At 56.5% G+C, this 25,278-nt stretch carries 23 protein-coding genes and 2 pseudogenes; 5 read left to right on the top strand and 20 right to left on the bottom strand.

Translation table 11 applies throughout. The features are described 5' to 3' along the window. Positions 1-49 precede the first annotated feature (49 nt). Positions 50-247: pseudogene (locus ACSQ3H_RS17945) on the bottom strand (Cj0069 family protein); the annotation flags it as partial. Positions 248-639: 392 nt separating this feature from the next. Between ACSQ3H_RS17945 and ACSQ3H_RS17940 the strand changes: the two are divergent. Next, positions 640-855 (top strand): DUF982 domain-containing protein, encoded by a 216-nt coding sequence (locus ACSQ3H_RS17940; RefSeq protein ID WP_436118283.1) that lies wholly within the window; start codon positions 640-642, stop codon positions 853-855. A 320-nt stretch (positions 856-1,175) separates the two neighbouring features. Here the strand turns inward: ACSQ3H_RS17940 and ACSQ3H_RS17935 are convergent, their stop codons facing one another. The 11 genes from ACSQ3H_RS17935 to ACSQ3H_RS17885 all read right to left on the bottom strand — a co-directional run bounded on the left by ACSQ3H_RS17935 (position 1,176) and on the right by ACSQ3H_RS17885 (position 10,898). Then, entirely contained in the window at positions 1,176-2,006 is an 831-nt protein-coding gene (locus ACSQ3H_RS17935; protein WP_436118282.1) for an SURF1 family protein, read from the bottom strand. Continuing rightward, positions 2,003-2,377 (bottom strand): cytochrome o ubiquinol oxidase subunit IV, encoded by a 375-nt coding sequence (gene cyoD, locus ACSQ3H_RS17930; protein WP_436118281.1) that lies wholly within the window; start codon positions 2,375-2,377, stop codon positions 2,003-2,005. Before cyoD ends, ACSQ3H_RS17935 begins: the two co-directional genes overlap by 4 nt. Then, the gene (cyoC, locus tag ACSQ3H_RS17925) at positions 2,374-3,009 is read right to left on the bottom strand and encodes a cytochrome o ubiquinol oxidase subunit III (RefSeq protein WP_436118280.1); all 636 of its coding nucleotides are present in this window, start codon (positions 3,007-3,009) and stop codon (positions 2,374-2,376) included. Before cyoC ends, cyoD begins: the two co-directional genes overlap by 4 nt. Further along, a complete protein-coding gene (gene cyoB, locus ACSQ3H_RS17920) occupies positions 3,006-5,015 on the bottom strand; it encodes a cytochrome o ubiquinol oxidase subunit I (protein ID WP_436118279.1) in 2,010 nt (669 codons plus the stop codon). Before cyoB ends, cyoC begins: the two co-directional genes overlap by 4 nt. A gap of 16 nt (positions 5,016-5,031) precedes the next feature. After that, on the bottom strand, positions 5,032-6,237 hold the full coding sequence (gene cyoA, locus ACSQ3H_RS17915; RefSeq protein WP_436118278.1) for a ubiquinol oxidase subunit II: 1,206 nt from the start codon (positions 6,235-6,237) through the stop codon (positions 5,032-5,034). Positions 6,238-6,292: 55 nt separating this feature from the next. Further along, entirely contained in the window at positions 6,293-7,624 is a 1,332-nt protein-coding gene (locus ACSQ3H_RS17910) for an MFS transporter (RefSeq protein WP_436118277.1), read from the bottom strand. 191 nt (positions 7,625-7,815) lie between these two features. Continuing rightward, on the bottom strand, positions 7,816-7,992 hold the full coding sequence (locus ACSQ3H_RS17905) for a hypothetical protein (protein WP_436118276.1): 177 nt from the start codon (positions 7,990-7,992) through the stop codon (positions 7,816-7,818). Positions 7,993-8,410: 418 nt separating this feature from the next. Beyond that, on the bottom strand, positions 8,411-8,671 hold the full coding sequence (locus tag ACSQ3H_RS17900) for a hypothetical protein (protein WP_436118275.1): 261 nt from the start codon (positions 8,669-8,671) through the stop codon (positions 8,411-8,413). A gap of 20 nt (positions 8,672-8,691) precedes the next feature. Further along, positions 8,692-9,369: a response regulator gene (locus ACSQ3H_RS17895; protein WP_436118274.1), complete on the bottom strand. Its 678-nt coding sequence runs from the start codon at positions 9,367-9,369 to the stop codon at positions 8,692-8,694. Positions 9,370-9,459: 90 nt separating this feature from the next. Further along, positions 9,460-9,930, bottom strand: coding sequence for a chromate resistance protein ChrB domain-containing protein (locus tag ACSQ3H_RS17890; protein ID WP_436118273.1), 471 nt, complete (start codon positions 9,928-9,930; stop codon positions 9,460-9,462). After that, positions 9,927-10,898, bottom strand: a complete 972-nt coding sequence (locus ACSQ3H_RS17885; RefSeq protein ID WP_436118272.1) for a Fe-Mn family superoxide dismutase — start codon at positions 10,896-10,898, stop codon at positions 9,927-9,929. The genes ACSQ3H_RS17890 and ACSQ3H_RS17885 overlap by 4 nt, the downstream gene beginning before the upstream one ends. A gap of 102 nt (positions 10,899-11,000) precedes the next feature. On the opposite strand from ACSQ3H_RS17885, the gene ACSQ3H_RS17880 reads away from it, so the two are divergent. From ACSQ3H_RS17880 to ACSQ3H_RS17870, 3 genes are read left to right on the top strand one after another with little or no spacing between them, the layout of a single operon-like run. Next, on the top strand, positions 11,001-11,984 hold the full coding sequence (locus tag ACSQ3H_RS17880) for a chromate resistance protein ChrB domain-containing protein (protein WP_436118271.1): 984 nt from the start codon (positions 11,001-11,003) through the stop codon (positions 11,982-11,984). A gap of 16 nt (positions 11,985-12,000) precedes the next feature. Continuing rightward, positions 12,001-13,416, top strand: coding sequence for a chromate efflux transporter (gene chrA, locus ACSQ3H_RS17875; RefSeq protein ID WP_436118270.1), 1,416 nt, complete (start codon positions 12,001-12,003; stop codon positions 13,414-13,416). Positions 13,417-13,419: 3 nt separating this feature from the next. Further along, positions 13,420-14,739 carry an MFS transporter gene (locus ACSQ3H_RS17870; RefSeq protein WP_436118269.1) on the top strand — a complete coding sequence of 440 codons (1,320 nt, stop codon included), beginning with the start codon at positions 13,420-13,422 and terminating at the stop codon, positions 14,737-14,739. 511 nt (positions 14,740-15,250) lie between these two features. Here ACSQ3H_RS17870 and ACSQ3H_RS17865 read toward each other — a convergent pair. Then, a complete protein-coding gene (locus ACSQ3H_RS17865; RefSeq protein WP_436118268.1) occupies positions 15,251-15,631 on the bottom strand; it encodes a hypothetical protein in 381 nt (126 codons plus the stop codon). A gap of 456 nt (positions 15,632-16,087) precedes the next feature. Beyond that, positions 16,088-17,110, bottom strand: a complete 1,023-nt coding sequence (locus ACSQ3H_RS17860; RefSeq protein ID WP_436118267.1) for an IS110 family transposase — start codon at positions 17,108-17,110, stop codon at positions 16,088-16,090. Between the two features lie 235 nt (positions 17,111-17,345). On the opposite strand from ACSQ3H_RS17860, the gene ACSQ3H_RS17855 reads away from it, so the two are divergent. Beyond that, on the top strand, positions 17,346-17,819 hold the full coding sequence (locus tag ACSQ3H_RS17855) for a VOC family protein (RefSeq protein WP_436118266.1): 474 nt from the start codon (positions 17,346-17,348) through the stop codon (positions 17,817-17,819). Positions 17,820-17,954: 135 nt separating this feature from the next. Here the strand turns inward: ACSQ3H_RS17855 and ACSQ3H_RS17850 are convergent, their stop codons facing one another. The 6 genes and pseudogenes from ACSQ3H_RS17850 to ACSQ3H_RS17825 form a co-directional block, all read right to left on the bottom strand. Continuing rightward, a complete protein-coding gene (locus ACSQ3H_RS17850) occupies positions 17,955-18,137 on the bottom strand; it encodes a nuclear transport factor 2 family protein (RefSeq protein ID WP_436119487.1) in 183 nt (60 codons plus the stop codon). Positions 18,138-18,375: 238 nt separating this feature from the next. Beyond that, a complete protein-coding gene (locus ACSQ3H_RS17845; RefSeq protein WP_436118265.1) occupies positions 18,376-19,161 on the bottom strand; it encodes a LuxR C-terminal-related transcriptional regulator in 786 nt (261 codons plus the stop codon). An 851-nt stretch (positions 19,162-20,012) separates the two neighbouring features. Further along, the gene (locus tag ACSQ3H_RS17840; RefSeq protein WP_436118264.1) at positions 20,013-21,713 is read right to left on the bottom strand and encodes a S8 family serine peptidase; all 1,701 of its coding nucleotides are present in this window, start codon (positions 21,711-21,713) and stop codon (positions 20,013-20,015) included. Between the two features lie 50 nt (positions 21,714-21,763). Beyond that, complete coding sequence (locus ACSQ3H_RS17835) at positions 21,764-22,549, bottom strand: phosphatase PAP2 family protein (RefSeq protein ID WP_436119486.1); 786 nt, start codon at positions 22,547-22,549, stop codon at positions 21,764-21,766. 232 nt (positions 22,550-22,781) lie between these two features. After that, positions 22,782-24,779, bottom strand: a complete 1,998-nt coding sequence (locus tag ACSQ3H_RS17830) for an SARP family transcriptional regulator (protein WP_436118263.1) — start codon at positions 24,777-24,779, stop codon at positions 22,782-22,784. Positions 24,780-25,016: 237 nt separating this feature from the next. Then, positions 25,017-25,267, bottom strand: a pseudogene (locus tag ACSQ3H_RS17825) (radical SAM protein); the annotation flags it as partial. Positions 25,268-25,278: the final 11 nt, after the last annotated feature.

Genomic DNA, 25,278 nt, shown 5'->3' with positions numbered 1-25,278 from the left:
AATGCAGCCATTGCAATCACGTGAGGCACTATGCCCGTATTAAAGAACTGAGCGGATTCACCCAGACCAACACGCCGTCCACTGTCAGAAGCTGAGCGCGAACCTCCTCCGCAAACTCCTCGTCATAAACTGCAGGCTCAGCGTGAATGCCAATCGCGGCGAGTTCCTCGAACACGCGATGAAAGCGGCTGTTCTGGGGCGTCGCCGTGCGTCGTGTCTCGCGGTCGCCGCGCCAGACCGCTGCCACGTCACCTGCGCTTCCGACGCAAGTACTGGTAGGTTATCGAAGGCGGGAGCGCCTTGCACGCCGTTGCTCGCCAGCAGCCCTTCGGAAAGGTTTTCGAGGCGAGGTGGCTTGAATGGGAGCGGCACAATCTGGTGCATCGTTTCCTCGCTAATTGGGCGGATCAGCGCTCGCTACTCCTGATCCATTAGCTACGAACAAAGCCAGCCTATTCCTGGTGTCGCACTGCACCTGTATGGAAATTTCTTTGTCAGCAATCTTTTTGCATCTAGTTTCATAGCCCTTTTCGATTGGAGGATGGTCCTTCATAATCACAATGTTGGGGCATTGGCGCAGGGCGAAGTGAACTGCGATCGTCACGGGGTGTCGATGCCGAGACGATTGAATCGCACCGTTTGGGTAAGCCCAAGAATATCTGCTCCGTGACCGAGGCAGCCGAATTTCTGTTGATGAAGTGGCCCGTACACGAAGGCCACAAATTGAAGGCAGCACATCAGCGGTGCTTTGACGTCTTGGACGGAAAAGCATCGGCGGCCGATGTACGCTCCGCATTCATCGCAGCCGCCAAGGAAGCCGACATTTTTGTCGACTACATGAAGAGGGGCAAATAGCAAGTTTGGCAATCGCACGGGCAATCGACTAAGTTGTTTATTTGTTTTCCCATCCTAATAGGTTTGGTTCTGTTGTAAACTCGATCTATACTTGTCAGTCGCAGGCGAAGAGCATCATCCGATGTGCGAAAAATCAACACCTTAGTTCACGGAGCAGCGTAAACCTAGCCTGACGTATTTGCTCTTTGGGCGCACTGGTGGCTTTGTTGCTGATCTTATGCAGCTTGCACGCATGTGGTTTCACGTCACGCATCCACGGTGACAAGGTAGATCACGAGCCTCCGTCATCACTCAAAGTCACAAAAATAATCGCTAACTGGTTAAGTTGACGGTGCCCTCTGCGGACCTGCCATTCGCCGCGCGATGAGAACCGAGGCGGCAGCAAGCATCAGCGCCATTGCAAACCAGGTCAGCGCATAGACCAGATGATTGTTGGGAAAGGTGGTGACGGTCAGTCCTCCCACCGGCAACCCATCCTGATTGGCGTTTGCGTCGGCATCGATAAAGTAAGGCGCGACCTGTCCAATGCCGCGAGCTGCCGCAATCGCAGCGACATCGCGCGAGTACCAGCGATCGGTGGTGGGATCATTCCCCCGCAGAAAACCGCCGCGGGGCTCGGTCATGCGCATAAGACCGGTCAGCTTCGTAGCTGCTCCAGTGTCAATATTCGACTGCCATCCGCTCCGTGCCAGTTCACCTGGTAAAAAGCCGCGATTAACGAGAACGGTAAAGCCTTCCGTGGTATGAAACGGAGCGAGAACCCAGAAACCACCACCTCGATCCGTTACGGCCTTCACCAGCGTTTCGCGGTTGTCCAGAAAGCTTCCGGTCACACCGACATGGCGATAAGCGTCGTCGATGGCATTGATATGGTCCCAAGCGGCTGGGCCCGGCGCTGGGAGCGCTACGGCATGAACCCGTTGTTGAACGTGATCGATCAGTTCCAGCTTCCAAACCCGGCGTTCAAGTTGCCAGATGCCGAGACCGCTCAACACAATCACACCCAGAAGGGCGGCTATGCCCAACACGCAAAGCTTCACAGGAGAATTTGGCACAGAACCCTGATCGTCACCGGCGAAAGTGTGTGCCCCGAGGCGATCGGCCTTGTCGTCGCTGTCGGCGAGTTTGTCAGCTGCCGGGGTCGCAGTCATAGCATCTGGCTCATATCGCCGGGCATCATGTTGACATTGAGATGATACATCACCCAGAGCGATCCGGTCAGCGTGATGACCACCAGAACGAGGGTGAAGATCAGGGCCATCATTGTCCAGCCGTTTTCGGATCGCACATCCATATGCAGGAAGAAGACCATATGGACGACGATCTGCATCACGGCCAATGCCATGATTGCCAGTGCTGTTGCTTGCTTGGAGTCCAGTGCGCCGGTCATGACGAGCCAGAAGGGGATAGCCGTCAGAACGACCGAAAGGCCGAAGCCAATCAGGTACGACCGAAGTGAACCGTGAGCCGCACCGCGGTCGTGCCCATGAGCGTCGCGATTGCCTTTCGCGTCCATATTCATCTCAACATTCCCATCAGGTAAACGAATGTGAAAACGCCGATCCAGATGACGTCGAGGAAGTGCCAGAACATGCTCAGGCACATCAACCGGCGCATATTTGCCTGGATCAATCCATAGCGGGTAACCTGGGTCATCAAGGTTACCAGCCAGACTATGCCGACAGTAACGTGCAGACCATGCGTTCCCACCAATGTGAAGAAGGACGAGAGAAAGGCGCTGCGCTGTGGGGTTGCACCCTCGTGAATCAAATGTGCGAACTCGCTGAGTTCGATGCAGATGAAAGCGATGCCGAACAGGCCGGTCAGGGCCAGCCAGGCTTGTGTCGGCCCGACGCGCCTCTTCGCCATCGTTAGCATGGCGAAGCCATATGTGATGGACGAGACGAGTAGCATGGAGGTGTTTACCGCCACGAGGGGCAAATCGAACAAATCCTTTGGCGCGGGCCCGGCGGCGTAATTACCACCCAACACGCCATAGGTTGCAAAGAGGACTGCGAAGATGAGGGAATCGCTCATCAGGTAGATCCAGAAGCCAAACATGGTGCTGCCGCCTTCGTCATGATCATGTTCGTCCGTCAGGTGAAATACAGGAACGTCGGCGCTGTCTTGCGCGGTGGCGGTTATCGTACTCATTGTGCCAATCCCGCGGCGAGAAGGCCGGTGCGTTGGTCTTCCGTCTGCACGACCTCATCGACCGGTATATGGAAATCGCGTTTGTAATTGAAGGTGTGACCGATCGCGACCGCCAGCAATGCGATAAAGCTCACTGCGGCCAGCCACCAGATGTACCAGATCATCGCAAAACCGAAGATCATGCTCAGTCCAGCCAGGATGATGCCCGCACCGGTATTCTTCGGCATGTGAATCGCCCTGAAACCTTCGAGCGGACGGCGATAGCCGCGTTTCTTCATGTCGTACCATGTGTCGAGGTCGTGGATCACCGGTGTGAAGGCGAAATTATAGACGGGTGGTGGCGATGAAGTCGACCATTCCAGCGTCCGGCCATCCCAGGGATCGCCGGTCAGGTCGCGCAACGCCTCACGATTGCGGATACTGACATAGATCTGGATGAGGAAGGACAGGATACCGAGGAGGATGAGGAATGCCCCGAAAGCAGCGATTATGAACCAGATCTGGAGCGATGGATCGTCGAACACACGCAGTCGCCGGGTCACGCCCATCAGCCCGAGCACATAGAGCGGCATGAAGGCGAAGTAGAAGCCGATGACCCAGAACCAGAACGACATTTTTCCCCAGAACGGATCGAGTTTGAACCCGAAAGCCTTGGGAAACCAGTAGCTGATGCCGGCGAACAGGCCGAACAGCACGCCGCCGATAATCACGTTGTGGAAGTGGGCGACGAGGAACAGGCTGTTGTGCAGCACGAAGTCTGCCGGTGGTACGGCGAGCAGCACCCCGGTCATGCCGCCGATGACGAAGGTGAGCATGAAAGCAATTGTCCACATCATCGGGAGCTCGAAGCGGATACGGCCGCGATACATGGTGAAGAGCCAGTTGAATATTTTGGCGCCTGTCGGGATCGAAATGATCATGGTGGTGATGCCAAAGAACGAGTTCACGCTCGCGCCGGAGCCCATTGTGAAAAAGTGATGCAGCCAGACAAGATAGGCAAGAATGGTGATGACGATGGTCGCGTATACCATGGAAGTATAGCCGAAGAGGCGCTTGCCCGAGAAGGTCGATGTGACTTCGGAAAAGATACCGAAGGCTGGCAGGATGAGGATGTAAACTTCCGGATGGCCCCAGATCCAGATGAGGTTCACATACATCATCGGATTGCCGCCAAAATCATTGGTGAAGAAGTTTGTGCCGACATAGCGGTCGAGCGTCAGCAAAGCCAGTACGGCGGTTAGCACCGGAAAGGCAGCGACAATCAGAATGTTGGTGCACAATGCCGTCCAGGTGAAGATCGGCAGCTTCATCATGGTCATTCCCGGCGCGCGCATCTTTACGATGGTGGCTATAAGGTTGACACCCGAAAGAAGTGTTCCGATACCTGCAATCTGAAGCGCCCAAATATAGTAATCCATGCCGGCGTCGGGACTGTAGCCAATGTTCGAGAGCGGTGGATAGGCAAGCCAGCCGGTGCGGGCAAACTCGCCAACGAACAGCGACATCATCACCAGGACCGCGCCGGCAGATGTCATCCAGAAGCTGAAATTATTCAGAAAAGGGAACGACACGTCGCGCGCCCCGATCTGCAGGGGGATAACGAAATTCATCAGTCCCGTAACCATTGGCATCGCGACGAAGAAAATCATGATCACGCCATGGGCCGTGAATATTTGGTCGAAATGCTGCGGGGGCAGGTAACCGTCCGAGCCGTTGAACGCCATCGCCTGCTGAAGGCGCATCATGATGGCGTCCGAAAAACCCCGCAGCAGCATTACGATGCCGAGAACCATATACATGACGCCGATCCGCTTGTGATCGACGCTGGTGAACCACTCGCGCCAGAGATAGCCCCACAGCCGGAAATAGGTGAGGGCTCCTACCACCGCCGCGCCGCCCAGCGCAACTACAGCAAAGGTGACGACCAGAATGGGCTCGTGCAACGGAAGGGAATCCAGAGTGAGCCGGCCGAAAACGAGTTTAAGAAGATCGGGATTGTCAAACATGTCGGGTTCGATTCGTTCAGGAATTCGACAGCCGGCGCTGGAAGCCGAGCAAGGGAGCAGAAAAGGGCCGTGGGAGATTAGCACCAGTGATGGGTGAGGGGTCGCGGGGCGACATTAGCTGCGCATCGACGTCCGCCTTGAGCGCCTCGCTCGTGCTGCAGATAGCCGCGACGAAACTGATTTCGGGGCCGAAAACGGCACCGCGCCTGGCATATTTATTATATTCGAGCGGGCGGACATTATAAATCCCGGCAAGACCAAGACCGCCTTGTGCGTCGATAGCGCTCATCTCGCTCATGCACATCTTACCCGGCTCGACACACCGATTGAGAACGGCGCCGAATAGCTCGGGATCGACGGACGCATAGCGGCGCTCCGGATCATTTTCGCTCGGCTGCTCAAGTTGCAGATAGATATTGCGATCCAGCGCGCTGCCTTGCGCCTTCACATCGGCAACCCACTTGTCGAAATCGGCCGTTGGCAGGCCCCGGAACGCAAAGCGCATGCCGGAGAAGCCAGCACCGCTGTAATTTGCGGAAAACCCCTGATACACGCCGGGGTGGTTGATGACCGCGCTCAGCTTTGTTTGCATTCCCGGCATGGTATAGATCTGCCCCGCCAACGCGGGAACATAGAAGGAGTTCATCACTGACGAGGAAGTCAGGCGGAACTCGATCGGTCGATCCACCGGCGCTGCCATCTCGTTGACCGTCGCCACGCCATATTCCGGGTAGATAAACAGCCATTTCCAGTCGAGCGCGACCACTTCCACCTGCAGCGGTTTTGTTTCTTCCGAGACGGCTTCGCCGGGAGAGCGGCCCAATGCTCGATAGGGATCGAGCAGATGCGTTGCCATCCAGGTCACCGCACCCAGGCAGATGATGATGAGCAGCGGGGCGGCCCAGATGAGCAACTCGAGCTGGGTTGAATGATCCCAGTCTGGGTCATAAGGAGCGTCGGTGTTCGATTGCCGGTAACGCCAGGCAAAGAACACGGTCAAAATCATGACCGGCATGATGATGAGCAGCATTAGCACGGTAGAGATGATCACCAGATCGCGCTGCTGAACCGCCACGTTGCCAGAAGGGTTCATGACCACAGCGTTGCATGCAGTCAGTGACGCGAAAAGCGGAAGCAAGGCGATGGCGAGAAAACGGTTCCGGCAAGCACGCAGCCGGCTACCGAGGTAAGCTCTCACGGATCCGTCGCTTTTAATCGTCATCTCTTCAACTTCCGCTACAATGGCTGGTTCTGGGTTGATGTGGGCCGGTGCCTTGTTATCGATCGTAGGCTACAATTTGGCGATTCATTCCCAGAGCGACCAGCGTGCATACAGCGCCCGAAAGCAAATAGGCACCGGCGGCGATCAAGCCGAAGCGGCTCGCCAGAATGAGTGCTACCAAAGGTGCAAAACCCGCGCCGAAAAGCCATGCCAGATCGGATGTCAGCGCAGATCCGGTGTAGCGGTATGCTTTTGAGAAATTCGATGCAACTGCGCCCGATGACTGGCCAAAGGACAGGCCAAGAAGTAGGAAGCCGAGGATCATGAAAATCATTTCGCCAACATCGCCGCCATCAAGCAATTGAGGGGCGAAACCACTGAAAACGGCGATGGCTAACGCAGTAACTCCGAGCAAGGTGCCTCGCCCTACGCGATCTGCGATAGTGCCGGATGCGAAGATTGCGGCCACGCCGACCGCCGCGCCAATCGTCTCGATCACCAGAAACCGCGCCGGTCCCTGATCTGTAAACAGGAACACCCATGAAAGAGGAAATACCGTGACCATGTGGAACAGCGCGAAACTAGCGAGAGGAGCGAATGTTCCGATGACGACATGGCGCCCCTCGGCCTTGAGCGTGTCCGTGACAGTGGTCGGCTGGAGCTCCTGGCTTTCGAAAAGCTTTGCGTATTGTGGCGTCACGACCATGCGAAGCCGTGCGAACAGCGCAACGACATTGATCGCGAAGGCCACGAAGAACGGATAGCGCCAACCCCAATCGAGGAAGTCCTGGGCGGAGAGGTTCGCTACAAAAAACGCAAACAAAGCCGCTGCGACTATAAGGCCGAGCGGTGCCCCTAGTTGCGGGATCATGGCATACCAGCCCCGGCGGCGCTCGGGAGCATTGAGCGCAAGAAGCGAAGCGAGACCGTCCCATTCGCCTCCCAGAGCCAGTCCCTGACCGATCCTGAACAGCGCCAGAAGCAAAGCTGACGCCCATCCGACTTGATCGTAGCCGGGCAAGAAGGCAATTGCCACGGTGGAGCTTCCGAGCAGGAACAGCGTGATCGTCAGCTTTACACCTCGGCCGTAGGTGCGATCGATTGCCATGAAGAGGACAGTACCAAGCGGTCGCGCGATGAAGGCAAGAGCAAAGATGCCAAAGGAATAGAGTGTGCCCGTCAGCGCATCGACATAAGGGAATACAAGTTTTGGAAAGACCAGCACCGATGCGATGGCGTAGACGAAAAAATCGAAGAATTCCGACGTCCGTCCGATAACCACTCCGATCGCGATTTCACCAACGTTCACATCGCTGTGGCGGGCGTTCAGTCGCCTCGCGTCCCCTTCGAGCGTCGCTGATGAGGGTCCCCTGGTTTCAGAGCTCATAACCGATTGCGCTCCTCATTCAAAGAATCCGGCACGCGCGGAGTCGGGGGCGGGCGCTTACAGGAGCCATAGGCGGGAGCAGTCGGGGGCCCTTGGGAGGCACCGGCCTCTGCATCTTGTGCGCGCTATTCTGATCTTGTGCATTAATGCGCTCGACAGAGTTCGATCCGTTGCCATTGCTCGTCATGTCGTCACCTTCGGATGGCGGCGATTGAATCACGGTCGTCTTGCGAGCCCCAGCCAACAGTCCAGTCGGCACCGCCAATTGCCCAGGCGCCAAAGCCGACACGTGTAATTTCCATGTCGGTATGACCGAAGCGGCGGGTGGGGAGGGTGGTTGCTGTTGCGGAAGAGTTATTTGCGGCCATGTGCTGTCTCCTGTTCGCCGTGCTATCCAAAGCCATGCAAAGGCTCTGGACTGTCCCGAGTAAGTCACCAAAAGGGGACCGCCCAGGGGCACTGGGGGCCGGCGGATCGAACTCTGCTGCAATCCTGGAGTGGGAGGACACCGAAGTAATAGCGGGGGGTAGAGTTCGCTCCCGCCTCTCTGGGAGACGAATAAGGATTATACCCGAAACCCTTGTGGCGAAATCATACTTAGGTTTGTCGCGACTATGCAGTGGTATGGGAATCCAAACTTTCGGAATGAGGTAATAAAGAGGGTTCTTCTCTATTCGGCGTGTTAAGGTCAAGCGCTTTCGAGCTTTCCGTTTCACCGGCATCCGGCGTTCTTCGCGGGTCCTTGCTTCTCTTCGGGATCGGCTGCCTGGCCCTCCCGGCATGGGATCAGTAGAATGAGGCGGCCCAATCTGTGTCGACCCCGGACGCTTCGTTATAAGCAGCCTCAAGATTCTGTGGCAGGTTGAGGCGCGCCACTCCGGTCGGGTCAACAGAGACATACCGGGCAAGGTCCGTTGTGCGCAGACTGAGTTCCCGATTATTGAGCGTATCGGCGGTGTCGTATGCGTGATACACCAATACGCCGACGATAATCACGCTCGTCACCAGATAAAGGACGACCAGGCGCGTTACGAGGCGTAACTGCAATGACCGAAAACGACCTCGGATCATGTCTCGGACTCGGTCAGCAGGTAACCCACGCCCCTTACTGTGTGAATCTCGGCCGTAGCCCCCACATCTGCCAACTTGCGCCGGAGGTGGTGCACATGAACCGGAATGGCATTGGACTCGAGTTCATCATCCAGGCCGTAAATCTTGTCCTCGAGAACGGTTTTCGGAACGACGCGGCCCATACGGCGCATCAGATATTCCAGGATCGAACTTTCGCGCCGCGGCAGCGACAATGAGGTTTCGTCGACGCGCACGTCCCGGCCAATTGTGTCGAACATAATATTCCCGGCACTAAGCGACGTTCCCAAGGCCCCTCCGGGGCGCCGCAACAAAGCTTTGGTTCGGGCTATCAGTTCGGACATCGCGAATGGTTTGACGACATAATCATCGGCGCCGGTGTCAAGACCGCTGACGCGATCCTCGACTGCATCGCGTGCTGTCAGAACGAGAATGGGGACTCGAACGCCGCCGGAGCGCAGTTTCCGGAGCAAGGCAATGCCATCGCCGTCGGGAAGCCCCAGATCAAGAATAGCCGCATCATACGGAATATCGGAAAGAGCGGCTCGCGCATCCTCGCAGAGACTAACGGCGTCCACAACGAACCCGGATCGCATCAGCGCCACGCGAAGCAATTCCGTAATACGAACCTCGTCTTCCACGATCAGAAGACGCATCTCTCATCCACCAATTTTTGCCATTGCGTGCCTATGATAAGGGGAAAGCCAAAGAGAGCTCCCCCGACCAAACACGTTCCATGACGGGTTTCACGCCGCGGTTGGCTTCATGGCTGGCGGCCAGCTATGTGTTTCGCCTTTGCGGCGCGAGGCCCAGGCATAGAGCGCGTCGTATATGACGAAGCCATGCTTCAGCACCTCATGGTCATCGGGCGTCACGTCCCTGAGCCCCATGGAGATCGCCAGCAAACCCGGCGATTGCGGCGTGAGGTCGTGCCGATCGGTATCGGCGCCGCGCACGATGGCGGCAATCGTCACAATCGCCGGATCGCGATCGAGGCTGTATTTTGAGACGAAGGTGTCGAAACTGCAGCCTTCACCCACATGTGTGAACTCGACTCCCGGTACATCATAGGGCGTTGCTCCAGTTTCCTCGGCAACGCGCATCACCTGATCCGGTGCGACGAACAGGAACTCGGGTTCTTTGTCGATGAAGCGAGCAATCAGCCAGGGGCAGGCAATACGGTCGATGACCGGGCGTTCGCGGGTGACCCATTTCATGATCTCATCTCCTTCTGGTTGAGCGTCAGTGGAACCGTGGGTGCGCCAATCGCGTGCCAGGCGGCAATGCCGCCTGAGAGCGCTCTGGCATTGATGCCGCGCCGGCGCAGCTCAGCAACAGCATCGCCGCTGACCTGGAAGCCGTAGACGCAATAGACGATGACCGGCTTGTCCTTCGGCAGTTCGTCGGCCCATTCGGTGACCCTCTCCGGGGCGCGAATCCTGGCAGCTGGAAGCATGTCGCTGCGTTTCGCCATGTCCTCGGCGAGGCAAACGTCGAGCAAAACGAGATCGTCACCGCGATCGAGACGCGTGCGGAGCTCTTCCGGAGCAATGGCAAGCGTGCTGTCCTCGGAGACCGGTTTTGTCCAGCTATCTTGCCTGGTAATTGCGCGCCCATGGCGGGCAGCGACCCGCTCCCAGTGAATGTTCTTCATGAACGCGTCGACATAGGCGCCAGCCTTGGCGCCGAAGTCGAGGTGATAGGCGTGCTCATACATATCGAGCGCCAGGATCGGAATGCCGCCGGCAAGGCAGTTCGTGTGATCGGCGGCCCATTGGATTTTCAGCCGCTCATGGCGCACTGACCAGGTGAGGAGGGTCCACCCCGAGCCCCCGGCCTGCGCTTTGGCGCAAGCCATGAACTGGGTGCGCCAGTTGGCGACGCTACCGAAATCCCGCTCGAGAGCAGCGGCGAGATCGCCTCCGGCATCCCCTGAACCGCCGAGGCCATCGAAATAAATCTCGTGCAGGATTGCCGAATTGGCGGCGACCAGCTCCTCGCGCTTCAGACCGTTGATATCGAAGACCGGCGCGGCGCTCCAGTCGGTTTCGTCAAGCCGGCGCTCAATCGCATTCAGGCGCCTGACCGCGCCGCCATAATTGTTCTCATAGTGGCTTGCCAGCAGCCGTTCGGAAAGTCCTTGTAGGCGTGGCGGCTTGAAAGGAAGCGGGACAATCTGGTGCATAATCTCCTCGCAGCGGAACGGAGTGCCGGGAAGATGAAACTACGCCCGAATTGAAAATGATACAAGTGTTGCAATTATCAATTTTGATGATACGGTATGCGCATGAGCGAAGGGGAACTTGGGACGGATCAGCGCTGGCTACTTCTGATCCATCAGCTACCGACAAAGCCAGCCTATTTCCGGGTGAAGATCTGGCGGCGGCTGCAAGGCATCGGCGCGGTCGCGGTGAAGAACACCGTTTATGCATTGCCTGCCAATACCGAGACACAGGAGGATTTCGAATGGCTCCTGAAGGAGATCGTCGATGGCGGCGGTGAGGCGATGGTCTGCGAGGCGCGTCTCGTCGATGGTTTGTCGGACGCACAGGTCCGCGCCCTTTTCGATGCAGCGCGTGACGCCGACTACGCGGAGATCGCCAAGGAAGCACGCGATTTGATTGCTGGGCTCAATATCGAGGCGACCGTCGAAAAGCGCGCGGACGTCCGCACACAACTCGGCCGAATACGCAAGCGGCTCACCGAACTCGTGACGATCGACTTTTTCGACGCCACGGGTCGTCTTGCGGTCGAGGGATTGCTCGCCGAGCTTGATGCTCGGGTCACGGAGGATAAAGTGATGACCAAGGACCCATCAAAGGCTGCCGATCCGATCGCGGAACTCAAGGGCAGGACCTGGATAACGCGCCGCGGCGTGCATGTCGATCGCATCGCCTGCAGCTGGCTGATCCGTCGTTTCATTGATCCCGACGCCATCATCCGTTTCGTGCCAGGCAAGGGCTACGTACCAAAGTCGGGGGAGCTGCGCTTTGACATGTTCGAAGGCGAGATCACCCATGAGGGCGACCGCTGCAGCTTCGAGGTGCTGTTCGCCCGCTCCGGCATAACTGATCCCGCGCTGCAAGCCATCGCCGAAATTGTTCACGACGTCGATCTCAAGGATAGCAAGTTCGGTCGCGAGGAAACAACGGGAATTGCCAGTCTGATCGCCGGGATCGCGATGACGAACGAAGGTGACGAGCAACGGATCGCGCAAGGCGCTTCTGTCTTCGACAATCTCTACCAGTATTTTCGCGGACAACGCGGATGATCGGAAGTATCAGGTAATGGCCAATCTTGAGAGCACCGCTACGGTGCCGACCCAATCACCCGATGCCTCGAACCATGGCATTTCGTTTCGCGATGCCATGTGGGTCTGGGCACGGGTTGCCGCCCTCAGCTTCGGCGGTCCGGCCGGCCAAATCGCGGTGATGCATCGGATCATCGTCGAAGAGAAACGCTGGATTGGCGAGAACAGGTTCCTGCACGCACTCAACTACTGCACGTTGCTGCCGGGTCCGGAGGCGCAGCAACTCGCCATCTATATCGGCTGGCTGTTGCACAAGACCAAAGGCGGGCTCGTGGCTGGTATTCTGTTTGTGCTGCCGGGCGCCATCGCCATCATGGCGCTCAGCTGGATCTACGCGATCTTCGGCAATGTCGGTGCGGTCCAAGCGCTGTTTTTCGGTTTGAAGGCAGCGGTCCTTGCCATTGTGCTTGAGGCAGTCTCCCGGATCGGCAGGCGGGCCCTCAAAAACAACGTGATGGTGGGCCTCGCCGCGGCGGCTTTTGTCGCTCTCTTTTTCTTCCATGCGCCGTTTCCTTTGGTCATCCTTGCCGCAGGCGTGATCGGTTACTTTGGCGGACGGTCTGGCCTCGCTCCGTTCCTGACCGGAAACGGGCACGCCAAAGTCGGCAGCAACCAGGTCGCTGACGCCGACTCCGCGCTCGGTGAGGACATCCCGGCCCACGCGCGTCCGCCGGCCAGTTGGTCGCTGAAGGTCGCCGCGGCGGGGCTGCTCTTGTGGGTCCTGCCTGTAGTCGCGCTGTTGGCGTTGCTCGGCCCCGGCAATGTCTTCACGGACATCGCCGTCTTCTTTTCCAAGATGGCCATGGTTACCTTCGGCGGCGCTTACGCGGTGCTTTCCTATGTCGCGCAGCAGGCGGTCGATCACTACGGTTGGCTGAGGCCTGGCGAGATGTTGGATGGTCTCGGCATGGCGGAGACCACTCCCGGTCCGCTGATTATGGTCACCCAGTTCGTTGGCTTCATGGGGGCCTATCGGGCACCGGGTAGCCTTCATCCCCTCGTCGCCGGAACTCTTGGCGGGCTGCTCACCACCTGGGTGACTTTCGTTCCCTGCTTCCTATGGATTTTCCTCGGCGCGCCGTTCATGGAAACGCTGCGTAGCAACAAAGCCTTGTCGGCGGCGTTGGCGACAATCACGGCAGCGGTCGTGGGGGTGATCCTCAATCTCGCAGTGTGGTTCGCGCTTCACGTCCTGTTCGGTGAACTGCAAGAAATCCGCTGGTTTGGAATGACGTTGGAGGTGCCCGTTCTTCGATCCGTCAACGTACCGTCTCTGATCCTGACGATCGGTGCACTGCTGGCGGTGTTTCGCTTTAAGGTCGGCATGATCCCGGTGCTTGCAGCGTCTGCGATCCTCGGGCTGCTTTATGGGTTGGCCACAGGAGCAATCTGACCGATGCAGCCGACTCCACCCATCAACGCGCACGAAGCGTCGTTGACAGGCCAAAGCTCGATCGAGGCTTTGCCTGGAGGGCATGCGAAGTGGAGATTTGTCTTTCTGCCCAGCGGAGCCGAACCGACGGCTGCCTATCTGTTGACCTCCAGGGGATTGCGGGCGTTCGGCGATGGACTGGTCAGCATTCTGCTTCCCACCTATCTGGCGACGCTGGGCTTCGACGCCTTCAAAATCGGGATCCTCTCGACGGTGACGCTCGCGGGCTCGGCCGCTCTCACCTTGACTGTCGGAGTCGTCGCGCACCATTTTTTTCGCCGCACTCTGCTGATCGCAGCCGCCGTCCTGATGGTCCTCACGGGGATCGCCTTCGCCTTGGTTCAGGACTTCTGGCCGCTGCTTCTCATTGCATTCGTGGGTACATTGAACCCATCCTCCGGTGACGTCAGCGTGTTTCTGCCACTCGAGCACGCAGAGCTGGCCCACACCGTCACCGACAGCGACCGCACCGCGCTTTTTGCCCGCTATAGCCTCATCGGTTCACTTGCCGCCGCCGTCGGTGCGCTTGCCGCCGGCGCGCCCGACATTCTCCGCGATGTTGCCGGCCTCGAGCTCAAACATGCTCTCCAAGTTGCTTTCCTGCTTTACGCCTCTCTGGGGTTGGTCGCTCTTCTCCTTTATCGACGCCTGCCGGACGATCTGCCAAGTGCGGGAACCGCGCCCGCCGAGCCGCTGCGCAAATCCCGCTCTGTCGTCCTAACGCTCGCCGCGCTGTTCAGCCTCGACGCGTTCGCAGGCGGTTTCGTCATCCAATCGCTCTTGGCTCTTTGGCTCTTTCAAAGGTTCGATCTGTCGCTAGCCGCGACCGGGGCAATCTTTTTCTGGATGGGTGTCCTTTCCGCCGGCTCTTACCTTGTGGCTGTGCGAATTTCGAAACGTATCGGTCTTGTGAATACCATGGTGTTTACGCACCTACCGTCGAGCCTCTGTCTCATGCTCGTCCCCTTCATGCCGAGCCTTGCTCCGGCCATCGTGCTTCTACTGATTAGAAGCGCGCTGTCGCAGATGGACGTGCCCACGCGCACCTCTTACGTCATGGCCGTGGTGACGCCGGGCGAGCGGGCGGCGGCGGCAAGCGTCACCGCCGTCCCACGCAGCCTCGCGGCCGCGGCAAGTCCGATCATCGCGGGCTCGCTTCTCGCTACTTCCGGTTTCGGCTGGCCGCTGCTCATCGCCGGCGCGTTGAAGATTGTCTACGACATTCTCTTGCTGGGGATGTTCCGGAAGCTCCGTCCGCCAGAGGAACGTCGAGAAGAGCCGTAACGATGATGCGGCTCAGGGTCGTAACCACTCCGCGTCTCGGACAATGCTACCCGAGCGATGCCGCATATGTCCGTGTAATTCAGCTTGCCACCCCACCGCAAAGAACACGACTTGGATTGAGCGGTAACAGGCGTGCTGCGGTTGGTTCGAGCCGTCTCGTTGCCAAGTGATCGTGGGGGCTGTTGACAGGTTGTGCGACCGTCCACGTCCTTCAGCTTGGACGGCGGATTATTACATTGTTGACAAAGAATTATCGGGATTGCCGTGCCCGGGTGCACACCGCGTCGAGATGATGATAAGCCCGGTGGACCAGACCGCGCATGCTAATGTATCAAATATAACGTTGACCATAAGCTGGAAAGTTTGACCCATTCCGGGTTCATCCCAGCCCCTGACCGACAGCCACCACTGTTGCAGAGACGCTGCTATTGTAGGGCATTTCGCTCTCCAAATTTCAAAGTGCCGACATAGGTTTACGGGAAGTCGAAAATCGCCGCGGATGCACATCAGGTCACTCGACGTTGGAATTCTTGCAGCGATACGTAAACTTATATTCACCTTCAGGCTTTCCCGGGTTCCTGTCGGCTCCTCGGTCATGATAACAAGCGCCCCACCTGATTCCGGCACGCCCACCAACGCTCAAAATCTGCAATCCTTCTTTTGCGGCGATCAACGTGGCCGGATATAACCGATCACCCTGGTGCTGTATTACGCTTCCACAATTTAATGGTTCATCGGATGTCTCTTCGAAGCAGATCTCGATGACCACTTCGCGATCACAGTTGTTGACGAAGAGCCATCCTTTTTCGTTTTCGGTTCCGGCTACGCAGCTCTTGGCCCCGTCGCCAAAAGAGGGGGTGATTTGGCCGGAAGACAGGATCAAGGCAATCACGGCAAGCGTCCTGCATTTCCCCAAAAGGCTCGTGTGATTCAATCTAATGCGCCTCCGGTTCGTCAAAATTGATTTTTGGAGCAACCTACGGCGACTATTTCATCTTGGCCATACGGCAAACTTATAACGGGGCATTCAAGGTGCAGCGGCCTGAACCGCAGCGATGGGTGGATTTCGGACCTTCGGGCCGTGTGTGGACACCTCCGGGAATGCAAGCGATTTCTTTCACTTTGGCGATGAGCAATGCGGTCGAGTTCGGTCGTGTGTCCGGCCTCATAGTGCGGCTTACAACGCCGCGGGCCCTTATGGATCGTTCGGGGATCTGGTCCACATCGACAGGGCGTGTTCAAAGACACTTGGCCCGAAACTGGTTTTCCTGATCCCGTCTTTCTCGACTTTTCGCCCATAAACCTCCGCTCAGAACCACCGCATTCCTACGTCTCCAACCAGTCGCCGTCAGGCGGCAGCTGGAGCCTGGTACACCCCGCCGCTGGCCATTAGTGCCCAAGCGACACGGGCGATCTTGTTTGCCAGCGCGACCGCCACCAGCATTTTCGGCTTTCGCGCAAGCATGCGTGCCAGCCAGGAGCCTACCGGTGCCCCGCGCCGCGCCGCGTGTCCCACCATGGCCATTGCGCCAATGATCAAGAGACGCCGCAAATCTCTTTGTCCCATCTTCGATGTCTTACCCAATCGCGTTTTGCCACCCGTCGAGTTCTGTTTCGGCGTGAGCCCGAGCCAGGCAGCAAAATCACGCCCCTTCGCAAAGGTTGAGGGCGGTGGAACGACTGCCGCCATCGCGGCAGCGCAAATCGGACCGATGCCTGGGATCGTCATCAGCCGCCGCGCAGTTTCATCCGTTCGTGCGGTCTCCTTGACCCGCTCGCTCAGCACGGCAACGCGCTCGTCCAGTGTTTCAAGATGATTGAGGAGCTCTCTGCCGAGTTCGACGACAGCCGGCGGTAGGGTCGCTTCGGGATCGTCGAGGGCCTTGGCCAATTGGCCAATATTCTGGATGCCTTGCGGAGCAATAACCCCGTACTCTGCAAGGTGACCGCGCAAAGCGTTGATCGTCTGGGTTCGTTGAGCCATCAGAAGATCGCGGGTCTTGAAAGCCATCGCCTGGCTCTGCTTCTCCGCGCTTTTGACCGCGACGAAGCGCATCGTCGGACGAGACGCCGCCTCGGCGATTGCCTCCGCATCCGCCGCATCATTCTTTTGCCGCTTTACATACGGCTTCACATATTGCGGCGCGATCAGACGCACCTCATGGCCAAGTTTCCCAATCTCCCGGCCCCAGTAATGAGCGCTGGCGCAGGCTTCCATCGCCACAAGACAGGCCGGATGCTCAGCCAGAAATGGCAGCAACCTCGCCCGCGACACCTTGCGGCGGAACGCTACCGAGCCATCGGCCCGCATCCCGTGCAACTGAAAGACATTTTTGGCCAGATCGATCCCGATGATAATATTGTTTTCCATGGACGCCTCCTTCGTAGCAAAGTTTCGACATCGCTACCTTGGCACATCGCGATGCCGTTAGGAGGTGTCCACCCCATCGATAGGCTGGTCGGATGTTCGCTCAGGGTAGAGACGATGGGCGAGAGCTCTAGCCATTGTGACTGCTGTGGCAAGGAGAGCCGCTGCATCTGGGCTTCGTCCACTACGGTGAAGTCGCATCGGCATAATTGGAAACGAAGAGCGAAAGGACCACGCAATGACAAAGAACACGATCTGCCTATGGTACGACAAAGACGCCGAGGCTGCCGCCCGCTTCTACGCAGAGACTTTTCCCGACAGCGCGCTGGGTGCCGTCATTCGTGCACCTGATAACTATCCCGAGGGTAAGCAGGGAGACGTATTGGTTGTTGAATTCACCGTTGCGGGTATTCGGTGTATCGGCCTGAACGGCGGTTCCGCGTTCAAACACAACGAAGCCTTCTCATTTCAAATCGCAACTGACGATCAGGAAGAAACCGACCGCTACTGGAACGCCATTGTCGGCAATGGCGGCCAGGAAAGTGACTGTGGCTGGTGCAAAGACAGGTGGGGTGTGTCCTGGCAGATCACACCGCGGGTTCTGACCGAAGCGCTCGCGGCAGGCGGTGATCAAGCAAAGCGTGCTTTCGATGCGATGATGACCATGAGGAAGATCGACGTCGGGGTGATCGAAGCGGCTCGGCGCGGCTGAGCCAGCCTCGCGTCGGGCGGCATTTTTTGCCAGAGCGTCCGCTGCTGGCCGCAAAGCCGCCGTTCAACACTGTGCTCTCCGGATCGATATCTGAAGTTCGGCTCCTTCAGTCTTGAAGAGATGCAATCGGAGGAGCTAGGATCGTCCCGCCGGCCTCGCGCGGACGTGCTTGCCGTCGCGAAACGTGTAGAAGTCACAACCCCGGACTTCCTTTCTCGTCCCATCGGGGTTAGTGCCTGTAAGGGTCCATTTTGAGATGCCAGTCTCGGTATCCGAATCTACAAAATGCTGCTCGTTGCCGTAATGAACATCGGGCAGGCCCTCAAAACGTGTTGCCAGCGCTTCACTACGTTCCGTTTAAACGAGAACCCCAAGGCTTGTTTCCCCGTAGCATCTCCAATACACAATCATCAGAAAAGAACGTCATGATGCGATCAAGATTGTGCGCGTTGAAGGCCTCACATAGCTCCGTCAGTGTCGATCGAATGTCCATCGCCGCGTCCCCGTTGAGCGGCCCCCGTCGCCCCCAACGGCGTTCTATTTGCTGAACGACGCTCTAAGCGATTTCGTCAAACATCGCGTTGATTTTGTAAATTGCTTCCGCCCGGTTCGTCGCCCGAACCTTCTTGAGGATATTTCGGACGTGAACTTTCACGGTGTTTGGAGCAACACTAAGAGCATAGGCAATCGTCTTGTTTGCCTTTCCCTGCCGCAGGACTTCGATGACCTCATGTTCCCGTCGTGTGAACATTAGCTGGCGCTTGGATTGATAACGTCTGGTTCCGAGGACGCGTTGAATATCATCCAGGCTTTCGGCCGCGACGAACACACCACCGGCCAACGCCATCGATATTGCCTCAATACAAACAGATATTCCGGCGTTGCCTGGAAGGTAACCACGTGCACCTTGCTCGAGAATGCTCAGGATTTGCTGAAATCCGCATAGTTCTGCCTGAACAATGACCGGGATACCCGGAAATCTCCGAACAAGCGCCTCGATCTTACGCACAACGGAATTATCCATGAACCCGGAGTCGTCGACACACATAAGAATGACCGAAAATTCCTTCGCTTCGTATTGCTCTATATCTTCGACAGAGCCATATGTGACCGTGCGCAGTCCAAGCCCGTTCGATAGAAGCTCCCATGAAAGGTGTTGTCGAGTAACGGCACGCCCGTCAATAATGGCAAGGGTCTGCTGTGGACGGAGTTCGGTCGATACAATTTGGAATGCTGCACGGCGGGCAGCCGCATGCCGATTTAAAACGGCATGATCAGCATCCGGTATTCGTTCATACATGATTCCTGACATTTTCTTACCCCCAAACATGCTCACTGCCACATGCTCGCAACATTGAAATTCAATTGCACCACGTTTGACTATCGCTATTTCGCGCTCGGCTAATGCGTGCCATGCGTTCGCTCAAGAGCCGCATTGCAGCGTAGGAGAGTTCTATTCCGCCCCTCTTCCTTTGCAGTGCACCGATATCTGTCAGGCGTTTAACCGTTTGACAGTTTAGTTGCCGGATAGTTTCGCCCTGCAACAGGCGTTTCAGTGCTTCCCATTCGTCTTTCGATAGATCACTCATTAGAACCACGTCCGTCGAGCTCCGATCATAAATTGGTGGGCGAGAGCGGGATGCCTGGCACAAGCTGTGAATAGCCCCCCCGCTGCCGAGCGGCTTGTCGTCGGTGCGAGCCGGCGATATTTGTTTGATCCAATCGACGAGCTCATCGAAAATAGCGGGAGCTGCCGCGGCAGGTCCGTTGCTCATGGGATGGCCCCCTCAAGTTGTTGATGATTGGACATGGTAAAAAGGCAGGCTTATGCACTGGAGTTAAGATCGTAGTATGAATAACACGGATCTCATGCTCCACTGATGCTTTGAAGCATTTGTAAGAGAGGTGCAAACCGACGGGCAACTTCGGGCGCTTGATCAACTTGGCAAATGATGACCATCGGTATTTTCTGGCAAGAACTATTGACATCGGTTCGCCTCCTATAGGCTAGTGAAATTCTATCGATCGACTGTTATCTCCGGATCGATCGGGGTGCCGGTGTATTTATTGAATACTACTCGACCGGGCGTCTCTCGAACGCTGTCTGGCCGTCAACGCACCGTTAAAAATGAAGGGAAATACGTAAAAAGGACCCGCAAGCGGATCCTTTTTCTGTGTTTAATCGGGTTTGCGTCAGCTGTTCAGCACAGCGCTCACAGCCGCGGCTGCATTGAGTAGTCCCGCTCCAAAAAAGTAGCTGGGATCGATGACATCTTCGTTGTCCGCATTCATGCAGTCGGGTGTGAGAGGACGCAAACCCGGCTCGACATTGCTGTTTCGGTTTGACGCTGCCTCAAGGATATTCTTCACAGCTATACCGTTCAACTTTCCCGATCCACCGCGAACGGCGCGATGGGCCCGTTGCATGAGAGCTGCAACTCCGCCGACTAAAGCTGTCGCTCCGGACGTGCCGCCAAAGCTCGTATAGTAACCACCACCAACGCCGGGATTATCTGCATAGGGGAGCAGTGAGGACCAAGGTGCTTTTCCTTCATCGTAACCAAAGACCCCCGGAAGGTCTGTGCTGAGAAGACTGAAGCGGGAATAGCAATATTCCTTCCCAGTATCCGCGCTATACTGATGCTTGGCCGTAAAGGGAGACAGGCGATCGATCCGCAATTGATGGCGATTGAAAACCTCGCCATCATCGGAAGGTGCAACGAGAGTGAGCCCTTCGCCATAATTGCTGTAGCCGGACCGAAAACCTTCAACCGTAACAGCCCCGACAGCAACAATGCCATTGTCGGGAGCTGCAAGACTTGCTGGATAGATTAGCTGGCTTTCACCGCTATTGCCGGCAGCGCAGATCACCGGGATTTTTCGGCTCACGCCAATAATCAACCGCTTCAGGATTTTCCACAACCGGTCCGGATTGGAACCTGGCTGGGAGGCCTTGGGTTCGAGTTCCACCGACCCCTGTTCGGCCACCGCGATACGAGCAAATAGATCTGCAGCATCACGATTGGCCCAGCGCTCAAGGTCCGCCTTCAATTCGTTCTTGGGCTCAATGGCGCTTCGCTTCGGATCGGGTATGCCGCGGGGCATAACGATGACGTCAACGTTCTGCAAATACGCATAAAGGAAAGCAGCAATGAACTGCCTCGCGTCCTCTTCGAATGAAGTCGTGATATTAACGAGGCGCGAAAAAGGATCAGCGCCAAAATAAGGTAACAGGTTGGGATTCTTGTTGGGATGCGCCTCGGTCGAATCTGGATTCGTGAGGATATTTTCTGGAGGAGATGGACTTTCGCCGTCCTCGGATAGCAACACGGCCGGCTCTCCCACAATCAAACCGGCGCAGGCAGTGCCGTGAGATGCGAACAACGTGTTCGAATCGAGGAGGCGGCGCAAAACGCCGTTTGAGGCAGCGTACTCCGCCACGATATCATCCAAGTATTCCTTGTCATCATTCGATAGTCCCAGGTTTCCAAGACCGGATATGTCCAGTCCAGAGAAGAACGCCTGTTTCTCCTCCTTATAGGAACTGTTTGTATCGTCGAGGATTTCCAAGGCACGCGCGCCGTATCTGTGCGTTGCAAGGTCGATCGAGGCGTTGTGGTCGATCCGAGTAGCCAGGTTCGGATGATCTGGAGAGATCCCGACGTCAATCAGTGCCACCTTTGCAGGCGAAATCGCACCACGATCGGCAATAGCGTCCCAGACAGACGTAGAAATAACGGGAGAAGCGGCGTTGCGAAGCGCACTTTCATTGTTGGGGGGGAGGGGCTCATTCGAGGGTCCAAAATCCGCGGTAAGCACCCCTAAAGCAGCCAAATGCCAGAGATAATAATAACCAGCAGGTGCGGGCTTCATTTCGTCCGATTGGTGGGCCATCTATAACCTCATTTGCGCTAGAGGATTCGCCGAAGACGGATGCATGTTCTTCACACCCATTCCTGGTGTACCGCGTTAAACGTCGCGGCGAACGCGTCTCTCAGATAAGGAGCAAACCGACGGGCCAGATCACGTCCTGCTTTCGTATCACTCGGATAATGAAGACCTGCCCATTCACGATTTTCCGCGACATTTTGGGCAACTCGCGCCAACTCTTCGGTCGCAGGATGCTCGGGAAGGATCGTGTTGAATGCAAACACAATGGAAAAGCATTGGAATGCATGATTGCTTGGGAAAGCTTCGTGCGCTGGAACTGCCAAAAGGGGTCGCAGGCGCGGTTCGAACTGATTGGGTCGTATGCGATTGAACTTACTTTTGTAAATGAGTCCGACATACTCGCACGCCGTCAGGATGCTCTGAAAAAGCCCCTCGGTCTGTTCGAACCCGCCTATGTTTTCAATGTAGAGAGGTCGCGTAAACTCGGCGACAGATAGTGACGCTTCCTCTTGAATATCCGATAATCGCCTGGCCCGTTCACGGTCGCGCTTCTGCATTGACAGAAGCACTTTGGATTCAAGGCGACTGAAATCTGGCCCCGGCGGTGGAACGATGTCGAGCATTTCCCACGTGAACCGCGCCGCCGCCGTAAAAGCATTCCGGGAGGGTTGCTGGTGTAGCCGGCGTAACTCGAAAGCAGGAATCAATTGTGCGTCGCCGGAGCTGATCCCGCCGAATGCCATTTTATTCTTATTCTTGTTTTTATTCTTGTTCAGCGAAGACTTGTTCAGTACCGATTTGTTGGCAACACCGGCGCTCATGACGCCGCCACTCCCCATAGCCCCCGCTATCGTTAAAGTTGGGCCGTCGCTATCGAATTCAACCTCGGCAGGCAGTACCGATTGCTGGTCAATTGCGACGAGGGGTGAAGGAGGACATGGCGACACCTGATCGGCGTCGATCTGAAATCGAAAACTGTTCAAGAACCGTATCAGAGGTGATTGCGGAATGTTGTCGACCATATTCGCGTTTCCTTCATATGCTGGAACCGAAATTTGACTAAGGGAAAAACTACCGGAGCTTGACGCCAGCTTTCGTGAGGCCGGCGATCAGCATCTTGCCGCCCGCAGTGTTCAACAGCGGATAGCGATTGTCCTGGAGGGACTCGATCGAGAAATTCGGTTCGACAGTCTCAAGTCGCTCCACGCATCTTCTCGCCATTTCCATCTCGTCGCGATGTGCATGACTTGCTGCCAGGTAGCGCAAAAGAGAATTAAAATCCGGCCGCATCTTCAGCGCCTCTTCACCCGCAGAAATGGCGGCGGCGTGATCGCCAGCCAGAGCGGCGCTGATGCACTTTGTGGTATCGAAATAATACTTGTGCGCGCTGTAAAAACCCAGGTTCTGAACCCAATTGGCCATGGCCATCGCCTTCTCAGGCTGTCCAGCATAGCAATGTAACATGGAATAGAGATCCCAACCGAGTGGTTGTGCGGGATTGAGCCTTATCGCTCGCTCGAACAATCCGGCGGCATAGTCGTATTCGCAAAACAAGAACGAATGGACGTGTCCAACGAGAGCAAGCGCTATGGAATTGTTGACATCCAACTCCAGTGCCTTACGGGCGTAGAATTGGGCTTCTTCAACTATTGTTGAGTCATAGGCATTGAAACGCTGCCCAACCCGAAAGGTTCTGATAAAGGCGAGCCATGCATAGACAGAGGAAGAGGGCCGGTCAGCAGCAATGTTATGAAGGATGCGTTCCGCTCTGTCGAGATCGTCCCGAGACAATCGAAAGACCGAGTTGACCGCCTCGATCATAGTGGATTCGCGCTCCATCTTTCCGCCTTCAGCGCGGAAAAGAAAGCAACCATGGACTTCATCTATCAAGTGATTGATTAGCGCATGTAACTGATTGCTTTCACCTCTTTCGAGGAGTTGCCGATCGGCAATGCAACTGTCTTTCCAGATCAGGCTGTGATCGGCCAAACGCAGAATGCTCACCACGACAAGGACGGTTTGACTGGCGAGCGTTAGTTCCAGCTGTATGCCGATGGGCGTTGCCAGTGAAATTTCACTACCCGGTTGATTGTCATTCGGCGAGCCCGCCCAACTTCCTCCGCCGAAGGAGAAATCGGTGACACGGATATCAGTTCCCTCAACGAGTGTTTTTGCGATGAGGCTCGTTACTTCCGATGCAAGAATCTGTCCATTTTCGCTTTGTCCGGCAATGCGCGAGGGCAAGATCGCGACAACCCATTGTCTCGAACTGACGCCGGCAATCGAGCCGTGGGCAACAGCTGCATCGTCCGACAGCTCATTTGCAGTCCCGTCATCATCTTTACCCGGATTGATCGCCGTCAAAGGAACGAGAAGCGTCTGTTTCCGGTGTTCACGAGCCAACTCGAGCTTTGGTTCGAATTTATGCTGGAGCTGTCCCTCATCGTAACGGCGCTGCCAGACCTGTCGCTCAAGCGTCAGCCATTCCTCGAATTCGGGATCTCTGACGTCGACCCCTTCGAGAAAATGTTCAGCAGCCAGTTCGTCATTTCCTGTTGTATGGCCCTCGGTAAGGATTTCGTCGATATCCAGCCGTATGCGGTCCATGCGAAGCGAGACGGTGTTTTTGTCAGCCACCAGGATATCGCGTGCATCACCCAGACATTTACGGATATCGAGCAATGCTTGGCGAAGACTGGCAGAGGCCTGGTCTTCAGGCCTGTCGCTCCAAAGCTTGTCACGGAGCCAAACTCTTGAACGTGATCCCCTGAGGGAAAGAGCCAGCATGGCAAGGACAGCCTGAGACTTTTGGGATTTGGGCGTCAAAGCCTTCCCCGCCGGATCAGTGATCGCGAAGGGTCCAATAAGATACATGCGATAAGCCGCTTCGTGCTGATGACTGCGGTCCATCAGGGTTAGCCCCGGAGTAGCGTCGTGGGTTGCTTTATCTTTCTTAAAATAATGCTCTCGCCCCAAGTGTGGCACAAAACACGACTTTAGCAATACGTTTGCAGGTGTTGGGAGCCCCCGCAGGTAAACAGGAGCGCTTATTTCTGAAAGGCCGTACACTATTCCGCTCCCATTTTTGATGCCAGCTGGTCCGGCTGAATTGCATGGAATACAGTTCATCTGTCATTCCAGCGTGAAACCAACGTGAATCGTGGTCGAAAAGCGAGTTCCGTTTTGAAACTTTTCAACAATATCGGCGCAGATCAGATAATGCTGGATGGCTGGTATTGGCGCGTCGCAACAGCGCGTCGAATGTCCGGTTTTGGCCAAAAAGCGGTCATTGAGCGTTGTCCGCAGGACGGACAGCGGTGCATCTCGGAACGGGCAGGCAATATCGAGGGGGCGGATATTGATTGGACGGGACGCCAATCAGAGCGACCATTCCGAAATTGTCGTTTCGCCAAAATTGAGCCAAGAGCGCCGGAATATTTACTCGAGTATTGGTCTCGTCAATGACCGTTATATCAATAGTGACGTCCGGACCCGAGCACCTCACGATCTGCACAGTCAACAGCAGTTCCATAAAGAGCAGTGGGTGAGTTCGCCGGTTGTCGACACA

Origin of the sequence: Phyllobacterium sp. LjRoot231 (assembly GCF_964253365.1) — a bacterium.
Taxonomy (GTDB): Bacteria; Pseudomonadota; Alphaproteobacteria; order Rhizobiales; family Rhizobiaceae; genus Phyllobacterium.
The sequence above is the reverse complement of the archived record's forward strand: the minus strand, read 5'-3'. Positions and strand labels throughout refer to the sequence as shown.